This window comes from Fundidesulfovibrio terrae (assembly GCF_022808915.1).
GTDB lineage: Bacteria > Desulfobacterota > Desulfovibrionia > Desulfovibrionales > Desulfovibrionaceae > Fundidesulfovibrio > Fundidesulfovibrio terrae.
Genome location: NZ_JAKZFS010000007.1, coordinates 107,032 through 124,937, shown reverse-complemented (window position 1 = coordinate 124,937; position 17,906 = coordinate 107,032). Strand labels below are relative to the sequence as shown.

Here is a 17,906-nt window from a genome sequence, read left to right as displayed (position 1 = left end):
CCTGATTCCACCGGCATGCCGGTGGAATCAGGCCCGCGAAGCTATAGGGGATTCCAAAGGGACTGGTCCCTTTGGCGGGTCAAGGGCGGAGCCCTTGCGGGGCGCGGGGCAGAGCCCCGCCTATCCTCTCAACTTTGCCTGTTTCTCCAGCAGATCGCGCCAGGCCATTTCGAAGTTCTTCGCCACCATGGCGTCCACGGCCTTGTCATCGTACTTGGCTTCCAGCTTGATCTTGTTGCCCAGGATGTGCGCCACCTGCGCGGGCGAGGACGCCTGCCGCAGGCTCGAGCGCTGCACGTGGTCGATGGCCAGCCCGCCCGTGTAGAGGCAGGGCCGCCCGGCCAGGAAGCAGCGGATGTCCCGGTCCAGGTCGTCGAACTGGGTGGGCGTGTAGCGCACGTCGAAGCCGCCCACCCCGTCCAGCAGCGACAGGTCCAGCATGTGGCAGCAGCCCGACACCGACAGGCAGGGCCTCTCGTAGGCGAAGAGCCCCGAATCGAGCGTGCCGGTGCAGTTCATGAACACGCGCAGCCGCTCGCCGGGTTCCTGGCCCGCTTCTCCGGGCAGGCGGTGCAGCAGGTGGTAGTCGGCCGACTGGAGGCGGTGCGGATGTTCGTGGTCGCGGATGGCGCAGCCAACCACGCCGCATTCAGGGTGGCGTCCGGCCGCGTGGAGGAGCTTTGAGAGCCAGTCGCGGGGCAGGATCACGTCGTCGTCCAGGAAGGCGGCGAAGCGGCAGGCGCGGACCTCGGGCAGTGAGAGCAGCCAGTTGCGCGCGGCCGGGGCGCCCACGTTCACCGGCAGGGTGACGACGGTCAGGCGCTCGGGGCCGAAGCGTCCGCGGGCGGCGCGCAGGGTGTCGGGCGTGGCGTCGGTGGAGCCGTTGTCCAGAACGAATACCGGGTTGTCCCCGATGTCGGAGGCGAACACGCTTTCCAGGGTCTGGGCGATGAGTTCGGCCTTGTTCCAGCAGTAGGTCAGGATGGCGGTCCTGGGGGAGGGCAGGGGCCCCGGGACGGGGAGAAATCGCGCGTCGTGGGCCAGCAGGGTCAGGTTGACGTTCCAGGGCATGGCCGCGAGCAGGGGCGACCAGATGCGGAAGGCGTCCGGGCCGTTGCCCGCGCGGAAGGCCTCGAGCCCTGCCCTGTACCCGCTCCAGGGGGCGAAGGCCGGGTGGGAGAGGGCGCGGCCGGGCAGGCGATGGTGGAGATCCAGTTCGGCCAGCAGGCGCTCTTTCAGGACCGGGTCACCAGCACCGGACGAGATGATGGAGGCCGCCCGGTCGCGGTCGGACAGGCGCACCAGATGTTCCCACGCTTCGCCAAGCAAGGCCGCCGCGTGGGGCCCGGCGGCGGACAACTCCAGGAAGGCGGCGACGTCCTCGGGTGATCCGACGGCCTTGAGGGCTTCCCAGGCGTCGCTTGAGGCCGGGGGGCGCAGGCGTTTTTTGAGGCCTTGCAGGTACTGGCGCAGGTCCGGCGAGAGGAACGGGGCCGCGCCGTCCAGGGTGAGCAAGAGGGCCAGGGTGGGCGCGGAGAGGGGCCTTTGCTGCCAGGCCCAGGAAAGAAGTCCGGCTGCGGCCGACATAAGGACTTGATCCCCGGGGGCTCCGCGCACTATCCCTTCGGCCAGTCCCCATTGTTGCCAGGAGCTTTCCGTGGAGAGCGCCCAGGTGGGCAGCGGTCCGGCCAGCCGGGCCAGCGCGTCCGGTTCGAAAGCGGGGAAGAATCCCGGGTAGTCGTGGGAGGGTTCGGTCATGACGGTCCAGAATGTTGGTGATGCCCCGGAAACGGCGCTCGGCCGCGCGGCCAGGACGCTCATGGGGGGCGGGTGCATCGTCTACCCCACGGAGACCTTCTACGCCCTGGGGGCCTCGGTGGGAAGCGCCAAGGCCCTGGAACGGGTCAATGCCATCAAGGGCAGGCCCAGGTCAAAGCCCCTGCCGGTGATAATAGGCGACATGGATCAGCTTGCGCAGGTGCTGGACGAGGATGCCGAACGCTGGCCCGGGCTGGACCTGGCCCGGGAGCTCATGGATCGCTTCTGGCCGGGTTCTCTTTCCATCATCGTTCCGGCGCGCAAGGACCTTCCCCCGCAACTTCTGGACGCCCGGGGCTGCGTTTCGGTGCGCCTGACGCCGCATCCGCAGGCGCGGCAGCTGTGCCTGGCCGTGGGGACTCCCCTGGCGGCCACCAGCGCCAACGTCAGCGGCGACCCGGCCGTGAACGACCTGGGCGACTTGAGCCCGGCGGTGTGCCTGGGAGCGGATTACGTCCTGGCCGGCGACCCGTCTCCGGCAGGCGGTCAGGCGTCCACGGTGCTGCGCCCCTTGAAGGGCCGGGAAGCGGTGATGTACCGGGCCGGGGCGGTGCCGGTGGAGACGCTCGTGCAGGCCGGGGTCCGGCTGGTGGAGGAGGCGTAAAAGTTTTTTTACCGCCAATGGGGGCCGGGGCGGGGGGCAGGCCGGGGCGTTCAAGTTTTTTTACGGTTTGTAGGGCGCTGCGGCCGGTGCATATCAGGAATAAAATTTGTTATTTCAGTGTATTGCAGAAAATATTGAGCTGTCGCGCGCGTTGGCCCGGTCCTTGCTAAATAGAATTCATCCTTCCTCCTTTTGTCAAAGTCGGCTTTCAAGGAAACCAGGGCCTTGAAAGCCGATTTTGCATTCTAGCCACCCCCATTTCTTGTTCCCAACGCCTTTGCTTCGGGCTGATCCTCACCAGAGGAGGCGCTCCGTCGCAATGCAGGGCTGAGGGGCCTCGTCGGCGAGGTCAACGGTCTTTCGCGTGATGAGCGAGAAACGCACAGCTCCAAAGGGGCGGCAATGGTAAAAGTTCTTTAACCGGAAACGGGAGCCGGGGCAGGGCGGTGAAGCCCGCGTTCAAGAATCTTTACTGGTTCGGGATGGGCATGAGGCGAGAACTGAAAAATAATGTAAACATATTTAATATGTTGCGATAATACTGGTGGGGTTTGGCGCGTTGGTCCGGTCCTTGCTAAATAGAATTTATCCTTCCTCCTTTTGTCAAAGTCGGCTTTCAAGGAAACCAGGGCCTTGAAAGCCGATTTTGCGTTGAAGCCACAGCCCTCCCCAGTTCCTCAAGCACCCTCTCCGGCGTGATGTCCTCCAGGCAGCGCGGCCTGTCGCAACGCAGGTCCGCGCAGGTGGCCGTGCACGGCGAGCAGGGCAGGCCAAGGCTCGCCTCGCGCATGCCCACCGGCCCCCATTGGGCGAAGCTGGTGGGGCCGAAAAGCGAAACCCCGGGCACGCCGAGCATCCCTGCCAGGTGCATGGGGCCGGTGTCGCCTCCCACCACGGCCAAGGCTTGAAGCAGCAAGCGCTCCAGTTCCTCCAGGCTTTGGGGGGCCGTCCAGGCGTGGCCTTCCGGGATGAGGCCGCGCTCCAGTTCTGCCGGGCCGAGCACGAACACCGGTTCGATCGCGCGTTCCTCCAAGGCTTTGGCCAGTTGAAAAAATTGAACCAGGGGCCACTGCTTGAGAGGATGGCCCGCGCCGGGGAAGAGCAGCACGGTGTCCCCGGGGGCGCGCTCCCCGGCGAACAGGCACCGGAATTCCTCCAGCCAGCCCCCGGGCGTGGGCACGCCCAACCCGGCCAGGGCGCGCTCGTAGGCGCGGCGCACATGCAGATGCGAGTCCGGACCAGGCAGGGCCTTGAGCACGCTGCACTGCGGTCCGGGCGGCAGGGCCGGGGCGCGGTTGATGGCGAAGCGCAGCATCCGCCAGCCCGCCAATTCCTCCGGCCACCGCCGGGCCCCCAGGGAGCGTTCGAGCGCCCGTTCAAGCGCCGGCGGGCATGGGGCGTATCCGAGCGGCGCAAGCCAGCGCATCTTTTCCCCCCCGCCCGAGAAAACGAGTTCGGCCCCGGTCCAGGCTCGGCTCACGGCCAGGGCCTGGGGCCACGCACAAAGGAAGTCCCCCAATGCTCCGTGATGAATGAGAATAACCTTGTCAGGGAGGGGGCATGTAGGTATAGATTTCATTCTGTCGCCTCTTTGCACTGGGCCAGCCAGGGTGTAAACCCCCCAACACCTTGTCATGGCGCTCCTTTTCTCGCTTACGGGGGATATGCGCCATATCCGAACATGGAAAACACACAGGACGCCCCCGTCTGCGAATGCTGCGGCAAGCCGCTGCAGACATTCCGCAACCCCACCCCCACGGTGGACATCATCATCGCCTGCCCCGGGCGGCGGGTGGTGCTCATCGAGCGGCGCAACACGCCGTTTGGCTGGGCGCTGCCCGGAGGGTTCGTGGACTACGGCGAGACGGTGGAGAACGCGGCCGTGCGCGAAGCCTTGGAGGAAACTGGGCTTACGGTGGAACTGACCGGGCTGCACGGAGTCTATTCCGATCCCAAGCGCGACGAGCGCAAGCACACCATGAGCGTGGTGTTCACCGCCCAGCCCCTGGACATGTCCCGCCTCGGGGCCGGGGACGACGCCGTGAACGCCGCCGTCTTCCCGCTGGACCGGTTGCCGCAGCCGCTGGTGTTCGATCATGCGGTGATCCTGGCCGACTACGCGCGCCGCTTCACGCGCCTCAACGGAGTTTACGGGAGTACGAATAAGTAAGGCATTTCACCTGATCGTAACGCCTGCCGTCGCAGTTTCGTGCTAGGCGCCCATGATCGGCCGGATGGGGAGACGGATGCCATTTCATCATAAGGTTGTCTTCATCGCCTCGGAAATATACCCGTTTTCCAAGACGGGCGGCCTGGGCGACGTCCTGGGGGCGATGCCGTTGACGCTTCGCCGAATGGGCGTGGACGTGGCCGTGATAACTCCCTTCTACGGACGCCTGAGCACGGGCGAATTCAAGCTGCGCCTTCTGTCCTCGCGCTGCCCGGTGGGCTACCCCTGGGCGCCCATCACCGCCGAAATCTACATGGCCGACTACCACGGCCTGCCGGTGTACTTCATCCAGCGCGGCGAATACTTCGACCGGCGCTTCTACTACAACACCCACGAAGGCGACTATTTCGACAACTGCGAGCGGTTCATTTTCTTCTGCCGCGCCTGCCTGGAATGGAGCCGCCGCATGGACGTGGCCCCCAGGTTGATCCACGTCCATGATTGGCAGGCCGGCCTCGTGCCCGCCTACATGCACTTCTGGCGGCGCATCGATCCCTTTTGGCGCGACACCAAGACCATGCTCACCATCCACAACCTGGCCTTCCAGGGGCGCTTCGCCTCCAGGCTTTTCGATGATTGCGGCCTGCCCGCCGAGGCCTGGGGCATGGACGGCGTGGAGTTCTGGGGCGACTTCAACCTGCTCAAGGCAGGCATCGCCTATTCCGATCTGGTGACCACCGTGAGCCCCACCTACGCCCGCGAGATACTCACCCCCGAGTTCGGCTGCGGCCTGGAGGGCATCCTCTCCAAGCGGCGCGCCCACCTGCGCGGTATCCTGAACGGGGCCGATTACAACGTCTGGGACCCCAGCAACGACCGCTACCTGCCCTGCACCTACACGCCCGACGATTTCGAGAAGAAGGCCAACTGCAAGGAAAGCCTGCTCGACGAGCTGGACCTGGACCCCAGGCTCGGCGACCGGCCCGTGCTCGGCTTCATCGGCCGCCTGCGCAGGCAGAAGGGCATCGACCTGCTCATCGACATCCTGCCCAGGCTCATGAAGATGGACCTGGGAGTGGTGGTGCTGGGCGAGGGCAACCTGGAGTTCGAGGCCCAGCTCATGGAACTCATGGAGAACTATCCGGGCAGGCTCGCCGTGCGCATCGGCTACACCGAGGACCTGGCGCACCGCATCCAGGCCGCCTCGGACATCTTCCTCATGCCTTCGCGGTACGAGCCCTGCGGCCTCACCCAGATCTACGCCCTGCGCTTCGGCACCCCGCCCGTGGCCACCAACCTGGGCGGCCTCACGGACACCATCGTGCCCTATCCCCACCCCGAGGCCACCGGCTTCACCTTCCCCGAAGCCACGGGCGAGTCGTTCCTGGACAGCATCCGGCAGGCGGTGGACGTCTTCGACCGCCCCGACGAATGGAAGAGGATCATGCACCGGGCCATGCTCGCGGACTTCTCCTGGGAGCGTTCCGCAGCCCGGTATCTCGAAGTATACAGGGAGCTTGGCATCGACGTGTAAACCACCGGGAGGACACCGTGAACATGCAGCAGATTCGTCAGATGGCCAGGGAAAAGGGCGCCAAGATCGGCAACATGACCAAGGTCGACGCCGTGAGGATGATCCAGATGACCGAGGGCAATTTCGACTGCTTCGCCAAGGCCGACGCCGGGCACTGCGACCAGGGCGACTGCATGTTCCGCGAGGACTGCCTCAAGATCGCCATGAAGTCCAATTGAGCCCGCGCCGGAGCATCCCCTGAGCGCGCCCGTCGACATCCCCCCATTCGACCTCTACCTCTTCGGACGGGGCGAGCACTGGGACATCTACCGCATCCTCGGCGCCCATCCCCACGAGATGGATGGCCAGGGGGGCTTCCGCTTCGCCGTGTGGGCTCCCAACGCCGACGCGGTCTGCGTGATCGGCGACTGCAACGGCTGGCATTTCGGCGCCGACCACCTGCACCCGGTGGGGGTCTCCGGCATCTGGGCCGGATTCGTTCCGGACGTTAAGCGCGGGCAGCTCTACAAGTTCGCCGTGCGCGGCCGGGACGGCCATGTCCACATCAAGACCGACCCCTACGCCCTCTACGCCGAGATGCGCCCCGGCACCGCCGCAGTGGCCTGGGGCTTGGGCGGATACCAATGGGGCGACGCCGGGTGGATGCGCCACCGGGCCGAGCAGGGCCTGCCCCTGGACAAGCCCGTGAGCGTCTACGAGGTCCACCTGGGCTCCTGGCGCTGGAAAGGCCCCTATTACGGCGACTTCCTCTCCTACCACGATCTGGCCGACCAGCTCATCCCCTACGTGGCGAACCTCGGCTTCACCCACATCCAGCTCATGCCCGTGGCCGAACATCCCCTGGACGAATCCTGGGGCTACCAGACCGGCCACTACTTCGCCCCCACTTCGCGCTTCGGCTCCCCCGAGGACTTCAAATACTTCGTGGACCGCTGCCACCAGGCCGGCATCGCCGTGTTGCTGGACTGGGTTCCCGGACACTTCCCCAAGGACGCCTGGGGATTGGGGCGCTTCGACGGCACCGCCCTCTACGAGCACGCCGACCCCCGCCAGGGCGAACACCCCGACTGGGGCACCTTCGTCTTCAACTACTCCCGCCACGAGGTACGCAATTTCCTGCTGACCAACGCCCTGTACTGGCTGGAGGAGTTCCACCTGGACGGCCTGCGCATCGACGCCGTGGCCAGCATGCTCTACCTGGACTACTCCCGCGAGGAAGGCCAGTGGACGCCCAACGTCCACGGCGGCAAGGAGAACCTGGAGGCCATCGCCTTCCTGCGCGAGCTCAACACCATCGTGCACAAGCGCTACCCCGGCGCTGTCATGGCCGCAGAGGAGTCCACGGCCTGGCCCGGGGTGTCGCGTCCGGTCTACGCGGGAGGCCTCGGCTTCTCCTTCAAGTGGAACATGGGCTGGATGAACGACACCCTGGGGTATTTCTCCAAGGACCCGGTGTTTCGGGCCTACCACCAGAACAACCTGACCTTCTCCATGCTCTACGCCTTCCACGAGAACTTCATCCTGCCCATGTCCCACGACGAGGTGACGCACGGAAAGGGGGCGCTCCTTTCCAAAATGCCCGGCGACGACTGGCAGAAGTTCGCCAACATGCGCTGCTTTTTGAGCTACATGTGGGCCCACCCCGGCAAGAAGCTCCTGTTCATGGGGGGGGAGTTCGGCCAGTGGCGCGAGTGGTCCAGCCGCGAACCACTGGACTGGGCGCTCACGGAGTTCCCCGCCCACCAGGGCCTCGCCCGGACGCTTGCGGACCTGAACGCCTTGTACCGTTCCGAGGCCGCCCTGCATGAACTGGACAACGAGTGGAGCGGTTTCGAATGGATCGACCTGTCGGACTACCAGTCCTCGGTCATAAGCTTCCTGCGCAAGGCCCGTGACGGCTCGCAGCTCATGTGCGTGTATAACTTCACCCCGGTCGTTCGCGGGCATTACAGCCTGGGCTCGCGCCATGAAGGCTTCTGGCGGGAGGTTTTCAATTCCGACGCCATGGAGTACGGCGGTTCCGGCGCGGGCAACGCCGGGGGCGTCCACGCCCGCAAGGCCGAGATAGGCCTGTGGCCGTATTTCGTGGAGCTGACCCTGCCGCCGCTTGGAGCGGTCTTTTTGAAGGCCGAATAGCAGGGGAAGAAAGGCAGGAAGAGGAAGATGCCTCCGGCGGCCAAAGGGAGTTCCTCCCTTTGAGATCCCATATAATTTGCAATGATATCCGTGAGCTGCGTGTTCCCATGAGCCAGACGATTCTTTTGACCCTGGGCGACCCCAACGGGCTCGGCCCCGAACTGGTCTGCCGCTGGTTGGCGGCGAATCCCGTGATAAGCGACAGTTTGGTCATGATCGGCCCGGAGGCCGCCCTGGAAGTGCATGCCCGCCGCCTGGGCATAGGCACGCCCTGGAAGCGGCTGGACGACGGGCTTGCCACCGGAGAAGGCGCGGGCAGGCGCAACGAAGCGGACGCGGCCCCGGACCAGGGACGTCCCGGCACAGGGCTGGACTGCCTGGAGCCGGGCATGCACCTGCTGGAGCCGGCCGGGCTGGAATCGTTCATTCCCGCGCCGGGACAGTTCTCGGCCTCGGGCGGGCTGGCCGCCGGGCTGTCGCTGTCCCTGGCTTGCGACCTGCTCATGAACGGCCAGGCGAGCGGGATCGTCACCTGTCCGCTGAACAAGGCCGGGCTCCAGGAGGCCGGGTTCAATTTTCCCGGCCATACGGAATTTCTGGCCGAAAGAGCAAGCGTTGGGCGCGATGGGGTTTGCATGCACCTGTGCGGGCCGAAACTCAGGGTGAGCCTGGTCACCACGCATCCGCCGCTCAGGCTGGTTCCGGAGCTGGTCACGCGCGAAAAGGTGCTGCGCTGCCTGCAACTGACGGTGAATCACGTGCGCCGCCTGGGCCTTCCCGGGCCGGTGGCCGTGTGCGGCCTGAATCCCCACGCTGGGGAATCGGGCAAAATCGGCGACGAAGAGGGGCGGGTCATCGTACCGGCCATGGAACAGGCCCGGTCGCTGGGGCTGGAAGTCGCCGGGCCGTTCCCGGCGGATACCATTTTCCGGCGTGCTTACGAGGGCGAATTCCCGGCCGTGCTGGCCATGTACCACGACCAGGGGCTCGCGCCGCTCAAGCTCGTGCACTTCGGGGAGGCCGTCAACGTCACCCTGGGCCTGCCCTTCGTGCGCACCTCCGTGGACCACGGCACGGGCTACGACCTCGTGGGCCGGGACACGGCGGACATGGGGAGCTTCCTGGCCGCCCTGGAACTGGGCAGACGGCTCATTGCGGCCGGATGATCAGACGCCTGAACCTGGGGTCCACGTCCTCCATGCTCTCGTAGGGGCTGGGCAGGTCGATGATCCTTCTTCCGGCCAGGGAGGGTATTCCGGTCTTGCCCCGGTATTTTTCGTAGATCTTTTCGAAGGTCCCGTCGGCCACGATTCGCGCGAGTCCCTTGTCCAGGGCTTCCCAGAGAAGAGCACCGTTGGGCGCGGTCATCGACACCCAGATGTAGCGGTACCACGGATACCGGATGAGCAGGTGCCGGTCGGCCACGATGCCCGCGCCGCCATGGGCGGTGAATTGTCTGAGAAACCTTTCGTACTCGCTGACGCCCAGCGGCAGGATGTCGAAATGCCCCGAGGAGAGCGCCAACAGCGGATGAGAGGTGTTTCCGAACGGTGCGGCCACGACCCGGATTCCCAGCTTCGTGTAGATGTCGGCGTCGCTCCAGCCGGTTCCCTGTCCCACCACGAATTTCCGAAGGTCTTCAGGTGACGCGACATCCTTTAGGATGTCGCGTCGTGACTCTTTCACCAAGCATATCCTGTATCCGAGTAGGCCTCGTTCAAGCGGAATCCGTATGGCCTTGACGGCTCCCTGTTTTTCCATCTCGAGCCGTTCACTGTTGGGTGGGATGAACGCAAGATTGAGGTTCCCCTGCTGCAATTCGACATTCAGGCGTGTTTCCGGAGCAACCGGAAAAAGATTCCAGACCGCATTCACTCCAGACGTTTTCAATGCCTCGATACATATCTCCCGGGCGAATTCAAGGTGCTGGTCAGATTGTACGGAGAAAGCATATGTTTCAGCACAAGAGGCGTATTTTGCCGTGAGAAAAATGGATGCTATGAAAAGAATGGCGGTCGCAAGGCGCATTGGATTACCGTTTCGGTGAGGGAGTTTTACTCGCCGTCGTGTACGTTGGAGGCCGTTCAGAAGTCAATCTGGTAGAGCTGTCCGGACAAGGGGGGCATCGTCACGCGACGGGGAGATTCGAAAGAATGCCCAGGCCGGTCTCCAGGGAGAGGGACACCCGCCAGTCGCGAGCCTGCTCCAGTTGCCGCCGGACCTGGGCGGTGAAAGCCGCATGGCCGGGTCTGCCGCCGAGCGCGGCGTAGCGCGAAAGCCCTCTCGCCAGCCAGTCCAGCCCTTCGCGCCGTTCGTCCTCGTCGGCGGGCAGTTCCGCGCATCGGGCCGTCCCCGAATCCTCTGTGCAGGAATTTTCCGCGATCAGGGCGGCGCGGACCCCGGCTCTGTGCCCGAACACCTGCGTGGCCAGCACCATCCCCCCTCCCACACGGTTGGCGCCGTGCATGCCTGTGGCGCATTCGCCGCAGGCCAGAATTCCCGGAACGCTCGTCTGGCCGTGCTCGTCGATGACGGCCCCGCCGTTGCTGGCGTGGGCCATGGGTGCCACGCGCAGGGGCGTACCGTCGGGTGCGAGCAGGGTGGCGACGCCTGCGCTGTCCAGTCCCTCGGCCAGGGCCAGATCGATGGCCGAATCCTCCAGGGAGTAGCCGTAGGGGCAGTGTCCCGCGCGCCGGGCGCTCAGTTCTCCAATCCCTGGGATCAGTTCCTCAACCGGAACGGGGGGCACGGGTGGATTCTCCGGGCTGCCGGGACTCGCCAGATGGTAGCCGCCCGCGCCGAGTACTCCCGGCTGCCAGAAGGTTTTTCCGGGAAGCGTCCCCCACATGTATTGGAGGAACCCCAGGTTGGCCATGCGCGCGCCCGTGCGCGCGAGTACGCCCTGGCCGAAGCCGGGGTTCGGGCCGGCCATGGAGTGGGCGAAAAGCCGGGCCGGTCCGCCCATGGCGGCGACCACGGCCCTGGCGCGCACGAGGATTGGCCCGTGCTGGCCCGGGCGTGGTGGGCCGCCGCACTCTGCCCGGGCGGATGCGTGGCCCGACTCGACTGCGCCGCAGGGCATCAGGAGCGCGCCGCGCGCAGGATCGCTCAGGACGGACGCGGCCTGGAATCCGTGCAGGAAGCGGCAGCCGAGCGCCCTCAGTCGCGTGGTGAAACATTCGTAAGCCTTGGACAGGCCGGTGAACACGAAGGCCCGGCGGGAGCCGGGAGAGAAACAGGAGGAGTGCGCCAGGGGCTTCCCCGATGCGTCGCGGGTGAAGGGCACGCCCAGGGCCATGAGGTCGCGCAGGCGCGCCTCGGACTCCTCGGCCTGGACAGCCAGAAGCTCCGGGGAGAGCCATGCTCCCCGATTGAGGGCCAAAACTTCGCGCACGTAGTCCTCGCGGTCCTGGTCCGTGAGGCAGGCGTGCATGCCCAGGGCGTCGTTGACGTTGGCGAAGGAGGAGCCGGACGGCCCGGACGACGGGCTGGCCACGGCCAGGCGCAAGGATGGAGATGCCTCCAGGCAGGAGAGGGCGGCCCGCAGTCCGGCCAGGCCTGCGCCGAGGATCAGAACGTCGGCCTCGATGGAGGACGTGACGGCGGCGGTCAATCCACCTTCTTGCCCTGCTTCTTGATGGCGAAGCAGAGCATCTTCTGGGCTTCCTGAAATTCAGGATTGAGCTTGAGGGCCAGCTTGGCGGCCCGTTCCACCTTATCGAACTTTTCCCAGTCGATGTAGAGCCGGCCCAGGTTGAAATAGAGGTTGGGGTCGTTCTTGGCGTAGTTGACGGCCCGCATGAAGTACTTCTCGCCCACGTCGAACTGGCCGAGCTTTCTGAGCACGATGCCGATGCGGTTGTACAGGTGCAGCTGGTCCGGGGAGAGTCCGAGAGCTTCGTCCAGGTACTTGAAGGCGTCCTCGAAGAGTTCCGCCTGGATGAACAATTCGGCCACCTCGGCCCGAAGAGGGGCGTCGTTGGGGAATTCCTTCACCAGCCCGCCCAGCGTCTTGCGGGCTGGATCGAATTCCTTGTTGTCCAACTGCTGCTTGCCGATTCTCAGCCCCTCGGCCCGGCGCTTCTGGCGCACCTCGATCTGGGCCTGGGCTAGGTCCACGGTGTTGGTCTGGAGTTCGCGCAAGAGTTCGCGCAGACGCTCCAGCAGCTCCTTTTCCTCCCCGGCCGTGTAGGGGAGGACCAGCGGGTAGAGCTGCCGGAGCTCCTTGCTGTTGTTGAGCTGGTAGACTGCCTGCTCGATGAGCTTGCAGAACTCGTCCCGCTCGGCCTTCATGAGCTGGGCCTTGAGCATGGCCAGAACCGCCTCGTGCAGGGCCGTCACCGCCGGGAGCGGCTTGGCCTGCTTGAGGAACGTGTTCACCTGGGTGATCTGGTTCCTGGCCTTGGTGAGTTCTGCGGACATCCACCACCTCCAGTCTGAAGTTTAGCGGCCAAGCTCCCTGCGCAGCATGTCCCGGTAGCGCCCGAAGAACGAGCGGCTGTCGTGCGGTCCGGGGCCCGCCTCGGGGTGGTACTGGATGGCGATGATGGGCTTCTTGGTGTGGGCGAAGCCCTCAAGGGTGTTGTCGTTCAAGTTGACGTGGGTGAGTTCCACGTCCTTGAGCGTATTGATGTCTACGCAGAACCCGTGGTTCTGGGAGGATATTTCGATGTGCCCGGTGGCCAGTTCCTTCACCGGATGGTTCAGGCCGTGGTGGCCGAACTTGAGCTTGTAGGTCTTGCCGCCGAGAGCCAAGCCCAGCAGCTGATGCCCCAGGCAAATGCCCGCGGTGGGGTAGCTGTCCAGGAGCAGGCTCGTGGCGTGCACCATGTCGGTGAGGGCGGCCGGGTCGCCGGGGCCGCTGGAGAGGAACACCGACTCGGGATTGATCTTCTTCACCTGATCGGCGGTGAAGAAGGCGGGCACCACCAGAAGGTCCAGGCCCACGCCCACGAGCAGGCGCAGGATGTTCCACTTGATGCCGCAGTCGAAGGCCACCACGCGCGGACCCGTGCCGGGCCAGTCATAGGTGCCGTCCGCGTTCAGGGTGACGGTTCTGGGACCCTTGCCGTCCCAGATGTAGGGCTCCTTCGGGGTCACGGCGTCGGCCAGTCCCAGGCCCTCCATGGGGGGCAGGTCGCGGGCCTGTTTGACCAGGTCGGCGGGGTCCTTGCAATCGGTTGCGATGATGCCGCGCTGGGCGCCGTGCAGGCGCAGGTGCCGGGTGAGCGCGCGGGTGTCGATGCCCTCGATGCCCACCACGTTATGGCGGCGCAGGTATTCGGGCAGGGTTTCCTTGGCCCGCCAGTTGGAGGGCTCCTTGCAGCATTCCTTGACGATGAAGGCTTCGACGCGGATGCGGTCGGATTCCACGTCGTCTAAGTTGACGCCGTAGTTGCCGATATGGGGATATGTCATGCAGACCATCTGGCCGACGTAGGAGGGGTCGGTGAGGACCTCCTGGTAGCCGGTCATGCCGGTATTGAAGATCACCTCTCCTCCGGCGCGGCCGGGACCGGTGAACGACTCACCTTCGAACCAGGTGCCGTCTTCAAGGGCGAGAAACGCTTTCATTGATGCTCCAGACGCCGCGTACGCGGCATGAAATGGCGGGCCTTAAGCCGGGTTGGCTCTATATAATGCCGGACCCCTGTTCGTCCAGCACGGAATGCGGTTTGCGGTCTTCGGGAAATGGGCCGCGGTACGCCGGTGCGCGCGGCTCACAGCGCATCCGGGGAAGGCCCGGGCGGGCGGTCCGTCCCCGCGCCGCATCGTCAGGCGGTCAGTCCCAGCTCGATGAGCCGGGCGATGAGCGCCGGGAAGTCCAGCCCCACGGCGGCGGCCGCCTTGGGAAGCAGGCTCGTGGCGGTCATGCCGGGCAGGGTGTTCACTTCCAGAAGCACCGGCGTGTCGCCCGTGAGGATGAAGTCGCTGCGGCTGTAGCCGGACAGGCCCAGCACCTGGTGGGCCTTCAGGGCTGCCCGGCGGACCTTGCCCAGAACGTCCTCGGGCAGGGGGGCGGGGCAGATCTCCTCGGCGGCGTCCTGCACGTACTTGCTCTGGTAGTCGAAGAAGACTCCGGCCTTGGGCTTGATGAGGATGGGGGGCAGGGCTTCATGGCCAAGCACCGCGCAGGTGACTTCGAGCCCGTCCAGGGCCGGTTCGGCCAGCACCTCGCGGCCCTCGGCGAAAGCGGCTTCCAGGGCGCGGGGGAGCTCCGCTTCGTCGCGGACGAGGCTCATGCCCACGCTCGACCCGCCGGTGTTGGGCTTGAAGAAGGCCGGGACCCCGAAGGACGGGCGCCACTCGGGGCCGGGCTTGGCCACCAGGAGTTCCCAGTCGGCCGTGACCAGCCCCGCGCTGCGGAATATCTGCTTGGACGCGGCCTTGTTGAGGGCCAGGAAGGACGCCTCGGGGCCGCTGCCCTGATAGGGGCAGCCCGCGGCGTGCAGCAGGGCCTGGATGAGCCCGTCCTCGCCGGGGGAGCCGTGCAGGTTCAGGAAGGCGAAATCATGGGCGCGGGCCGCGTCCATGATGGAGTCGAACTGGCTGAGGGGGTCAAGGGGAGTGACGGAGTGCCCGAGGCTCTCAAGCGCGCCTCTGATCTGGAGCGCGCCCGAAAGGGAGACTTCACGCTCGCTCGACCAGCCGCCCGCAATCAAAAGGATCTTCATGGACGTTCATCCCAAGGGTTTGGCTGAGGGCCGTCTCGATGGTCTCGGCCTGGTGTCTGGATTCCGCGAGTCTGTCGCGGATGTATTGGGTCGTGCCGTAGCGGGAGTAGAGATCGACGAAGCGTTCGTCAAGAGGGACGACGCCGTCGTGCATAACCCGCTTGTCGCCGTAGATGATGGCCATGGGGAGGAAGTAGGCGCGAACGTCCACGGCCCAGGGCCAGTGGACATGGTGCACGATGCCCATTGCCAGCAGGGGGTTGCCGAAGCGTTCCTGCATCCAGGCTCCGCCGAGCTGGCTGTGGTTGCCGCCGTGGCGGATGGTGTAGGTCTTGGCGATGTCGTGGAGCAGGGCCGAGGCGCGCACGAGCTGCACGTCCACGTCCAGGCCCGCCGCCTGGGCGGCCAGAGCCAGGCAGGTGGCCACGCGGGCCACGGACAGGCTGTGCTGGCGGATGTGCGGCAACATGTCGTAGTCGTCCCAGCACTGGAGGCACTCCCGGTCCGAAGGGGCCGGGGGCAGGGTCCTGGGGCTCGGGAGCCTCGGCGGCGGGAGCTTGATGAGCGCGTTCCAGAGCGGGGACGCAGTGGGGCGCGCGGGCATCAGATGAGATCCCTGCAATGCCTGGTGGCGAAGTCCAGGCCTTTCTTGGCCGGTTCCAGGGAGGGGTCGATCGTAAGCACCCGGCGCAGCGTCTCCTGGGCCTTGAGCCAGTTTCCCGAGTCGATGTAGACCCGGGACAGGTTGAAGAGGTAGTTGACGTTGTCCTTGTCCACGGCCAAGGCGTTCAAATACGCCCTTTCGGCCTGGTCGAACTTCTTGATCTTGCGGAAGGCCACGCCCATCATGGCCAGGCTCTTGTGATCCTTGGGGTCGAGGGCCACGGCTTGTTCCAGGAAGGTGATGCATTCGATGTGGTTGATGTCGAAGAGCACCTTGCCGATCTCCGCGCGAAGCTCCGCATCGTCGGGAAAGTCGTCGCACAGGCGCTTGAAGAGCTGGAGCGCCCCGTCGAAGTACTTTTGCATCAGGAGCTGGCGGCCTTTTTCCATGCGTTCGCCCTTGGCCTGCATGCGGGCTTCGGCTTCCTGGCCTTCCCTCCTGGCCTGATTGGCCTGGATGAGGTCGGGCAGGGCCCGCAGTCTGGCCAAGAGTTCCGTTTCCTTCCTTGGCACGTAGTCCAGCGGGGTCTTGCTGGCCTCCTTGACCAGGGGGTCCAGGCTGAGCAGGTGGACGGCTTTTGTCAGAAGCTCTTGGAATTCCTTTTTTTCCTGCTTGATGAGGATGTTGCCGTATTTGATGTAGGCCCCGAGGCCGAAAACGACCACCTTGATGGCGCTGTCGACGTTGCCGTCCTTGAGCACGGAGACGATGTTGAGAAGGTTTTTGCGCGCCTGGGCGACCAGGCTTTCCGGGGAATTGTCTTGCATTCGAAGTATGTCCGGACCCCAAAGGGCCATTTATTTTATTGTCTGAGTTAGGCCCATTGCACGCTTCAGGGCGTTTTGCAAGCCGCCGCGCCCCACGCCGGTCCAGCGCCGTCCACCCGGGGCCGGGCGAGCCTTGACTTGACCGGTGTTACCCCCCATATTCCCAAAATTCTTACCGGGCTGGAATTCCGACCGGCGCGGTTCCTTACTGGAGGACACCGTCATGTGCCTAGCCGTTCCCATGGAAGTCAAACACGTCGAGGGGGACGTGGCCGATGTCGAAATCGGCGGCGTGCGCAAACAAATCCGCCTGGACCTCATCGCGGACAAGCCCCAGGTGGGCGAGTTCGTCATCATCCATGCCGGGTTCGCCATCCGCATCCTCAACCGCGAGGAGGCCATGGAGACCATCAAGATTTTCCAGGAAGGGTGGAACCTTGAACTCATTTGAAGCCCTTCGCGATCCCAAGCTGTGCAAGGACGTGCTCGCCAAGATCGAGGAGGCCATGCAGGGCCAGAGCCTGCGCTTCATGGAAGTCTGCGGCACCCACACCGTGGCCCTGTTCCGCAGCGGCGTGCACTCGCTTTTGCCGAAGTCGGTGGTCCACCTGACCGGTCCGGGCTGCCCGGTCTGCGTCACCCATGAATCCGAGGTGGCCGCATACCTGGAGCTGGCCGGGCGCTCCGACGTGATCATCGCCACCTTCGGCGACCTCATGCGCGTCCCCGGCCCCGGCGGCGCGAGCCTCAAGAAGGCCCAGGCCGAAGGCGCGCGCGTTGAGGTGGTGTACTCCCCCTTCGACGCCCTGGCTGTGGCCGAGGCGAACCCCGGCGACAAGGTCGTGTTCCTGGGCATCGGCTTCGAGACCACCGCCCCCACCGTGGCCGCCACGGTGCGCCAGGCCAAGGAGCGGGGCCTCGGGAATTTCTTCGTGATGCCCTTCCACAAGCTGGTGCCCCCCGCCCTGGACGCGCTGCTCTCGGATCCGGACATGGCCGTGGAGGGCTTCATGCTCCCGGGCCACGTCTCCGCCATGATCGGCCTGGAACCCTACCGCCCCCTGGCCGAGAAGTACGGCATCCCCTCAGTGGTGGCCGGTTTCGAACCCCTGGACCTGCTCCAGGCCATCCTGCTCATGGCCGAGATGAAGCGCCAGGGAAAGCCCATGGTGGTCAACAACTACAAGCGCGTGGTGGCCGACGGCGGCAACCCCAAGGCCCGGGCCATCCTCTATGAGGTCTACACCCCCGGCGACGCGCTGTGGCGCGGCATCGGCATGATCCCCGGCAGCGGGCTGGTCATGAGCGACGCCTACAAGGCCTTCGACGCCTTCGAGGCGCTGGGCGTGACCCTCAAGGAATCCAAGCCTCTGCCCGGCTGCCGCTGCGGCGAGGTGCTTAAGGGCATCATGCCCCCCAACAAATGCCCGCTCTTCGCCAAGGCATGCACCCCGGCCACTCCGGTGGGGCCGTGCATGGTCTCCACCGAGGGCAGCTGCGCCGCGTACCACAAATACCAACTCGACCTCGCATAGGGGC

Annotated in this window: 17 protein-coding genes; 8 read left to right on the top strand and 9 right to left on the bottom strand. The window is 65.4% G+C overall.

What is annotated here, in order from left to right; all coding sequences use genetic code 11:
* Positions 1 to 120: 120 nt before the first annotated feature.
* Positions 121 to 1,758 (bottom strand): glycosyltransferase family 2 protein, encoded by a 1,638-nt coding sequence (locus tag ML540_RS17700; RefSeq protein ID WP_243364816.1) that lies wholly within the window; start codon positions 1,756 to 1,758, stop codon positions 121 to 123.
* Between ML540_RS17700 and ML540_RS17695 the strand changes: the two genes are divergently transcribed.
* Complete coding sequence (locus tag ML540_RS17695) at positions 1,757 to 2,422, top strand: L-threonylcarbamoyladenylate synthase (protein WP_243364815.1); 666 nt, start codon at positions 1,757 to 1,759, stop codon at positions 2,420 to 2,422. The two genes, ML540_RS17700 and ML540_RS17695, sit on opposite strands and share 2 nt — an antisense overlap.
* 616 nt (positions 2,423 to 3,038) lie before the next feature.
* On the opposite strand, the gene ML540_RS17690 is transcribed toward ML540_RS17695, so the two are convergent.
* Positions 3,039 to 3,902 carry a glycosyltransferase family 9 protein gene (locus ML540_RS17690; RefSeq protein ID WP_243364812.1) on the bottom strand — a complete coding sequence of 288 codons (864 nt, stop codon included), beginning with the start codon at positions 3,900 to 3,902 and terminating at the stop codon, positions 3,039 to 3,041.
* 201 nt (positions 3,903 to 4,103) lie between these two features.
* Here ML540_RS17690 and ML540_RS17685 point away from each other — a divergent pair, with 201 nt between their 5' ends.
* The 5 genes from ML540_RS17685 (at position 4,104) to pdxA (ending at position 9,428) form a co-directional block, all read left to right on the top strand.
* Positions 4,104 to 4,592, top strand: a complete 489-nt coding sequence (locus tag ML540_RS17685; protein ID WP_243364810.1) for an NUDIX domain-containing protein — start codon at positions 4,104 to 4,106, stop codon at positions 4,590 to 4,592.
* Between the two features lie 76 nt (positions 4,593 to 4,668).
* Positions 4,669 to 6,126 (top strand): glycogen synthase GlgA, encoded by a 1,458-nt coding sequence (gene glgA, locus ML540_RS17680; protein WP_243364808.1) that lies wholly within the window; start codon positions 4,669 to 4,671, stop codon positions 6,124 to 6,126.
* 23 nt (positions 6,127 to 6,149) lie between these two features.
* Positions 6,150 to 6,344 carry a hypothetical protein gene (locus ML540_RS17675; protein ID WP_243364806.1) on the top strand — a complete coding sequence of 65 codons (195 nt, stop codon included), beginning with the start codon at positions 6,150 to 6,152 and terminating at the stop codon, positions 6,342 to 6,344.
* On the top strand, positions 6,340 to 8,262 hold the full coding sequence (gene glgB, locus ML540_RS17670) for a 1,4-alpha-glucan branching protein GlgB (RefSeq protein ID WP_243364818.1): 1,923 nt from the start codon (positions 6,340 to 6,342) through the stop codon (positions 8,260 to 8,262). The genes ML540_RS17675 and glgB overlap by 5 nt, the downstream gene beginning before the upstream one ends.
* A 107-nt stretch (positions 8,263 to 8,369) precedes the next feature.
* On the top strand, positions 8,370 to 9,428 hold the full coding sequence (gene pdxA / locus ML540_RS17665; protein WP_243364803.1) for a 4-hydroxythreonine-4-phosphate dehydrogenase PdxA: 1,059 nt from the start codon (positions 8,370 to 8,372) through the stop codon (positions 9,426 to 9,428).
* Here the strand turns inward: pdxA and ML540_RS17660 are convergent.
* From ML540_RS17660 to ML540_RS17630, 7 genes are all read right to left on the bottom strand, one after another.
* Complete coding sequence (locus ML540_RS17660) at positions 9,412 to 9,882, bottom strand: hypothetical protein (protein ID WP_243364801.1); 471 nt, start codon at positions 9,880 to 9,882, stop codon at positions 9,412 to 9,414. The two genes, pdxA and ML540_RS17660, sit on opposite strands and share 17 nt — an antisense overlap.
* A 508-nt stretch (positions 9,883 to 10,390) precedes the next feature.
* A complete protein-coding gene (locus ML540_RS17655; protein WP_243364799.1) occupies positions 10,391 to 11,875 on the bottom strand; it encodes an FAD-binding protein in 1,485 nt (494 codons plus the stop codon).
* On the bottom strand, positions 11,872 to 12,684 hold the full coding sequence (locus tag ML540_RS17650; protein ID WP_243364796.1) for a tetratricopeptide repeat protein: 813 nt from the start codon (positions 12,682 to 12,684) through the stop codon (positions 11,872 to 11,874). Before ML540_RS17650 ends, ML540_RS17655 begins: the two co-directional genes overlap by 4 nt.
* Before the next feature lie 21 nt (positions 12,685 to 12,705).
* Positions 12,706 to 13,836, bottom strand: coding sequence for a glutamine-hydrolyzing carbamoyl-phosphate synthase small subunit (carA, locus tag ML540_RS17645; protein WP_243364786.1), 1,131 nt, complete (start codon positions 13,834 to 13,836; stop codon positions 12,706 to 12,708).
* Between the two features lie 200 nt (positions 13,837 to 14,036).
* Positions 14,037 to 14,936: a D-alanine--D-alanine ligase family protein gene (locus ML540_RS17640; protein ID WP_243364777.1), complete on the bottom strand. Its 900-nt coding sequence runs from the start codon at positions 14,934 to 14,936 to the stop codon at positions 14,037 to 14,039.
* A complete protein-coding gene (locus tag ML540_RS17635; RefSeq protein ID WP_243364745.1) occupies positions 14,893 to 15,540 on the bottom strand; it encodes an HDIG domain-containing metalloprotein in 648 nt (215 codons plus the stop codon). The genes ML540_RS17640 and ML540_RS17635 overlap by 44 nt, the downstream gene beginning before the upstream one ends.
* The gene (locus ML540_RS17630) at positions 15,540 to 16,367 is read right to left on the bottom strand and encodes a tetratricopeptide repeat protein (protein ID WP_243364743.1); all 828 of its coding nucleotides are present in this window, start codon (positions 16,365 to 16,367) and stop codon (positions 15,540 to 15,542) included. Before ML540_RS17630 ends, ML540_RS17635 begins: the two co-directional genes overlap by 1 nt.
* 223 nt (positions 16,368 to 16,590) lie before the next feature.
* Between ML540_RS17630 and ML540_RS17625 the strand changes: the two genes are divergently transcribed.
* Positions 16,591 to 16,818 (top strand): HypC/HybG/HupF family hydrogenase formation chaperone, encoded by a 228-nt coding sequence (locus ML540_RS17625; protein WP_243364741.1) that lies wholly within the window; start codon positions 16,591 to 16,593, stop codon positions 16,816 to 16,818.
* Positions 16,805 to 17,902 carry a hydrogenase formation protein HypD gene (hypD, locus tag ML540_RS17620; RefSeq protein WP_243364739.1) on the top strand — a complete coding sequence of 366 codons (1,098 nt, stop codon included), beginning with the start codon at positions 16,805 to 16,807 and terminating at the stop codon, positions 17,900 to 17,902. The genes ML540_RS17625 and hypD overlap by 14 nt, the downstream gene beginning before the upstream one ends.
* Positions 17,903 to 17,906 lie beyond the last annotated feature (4 nt).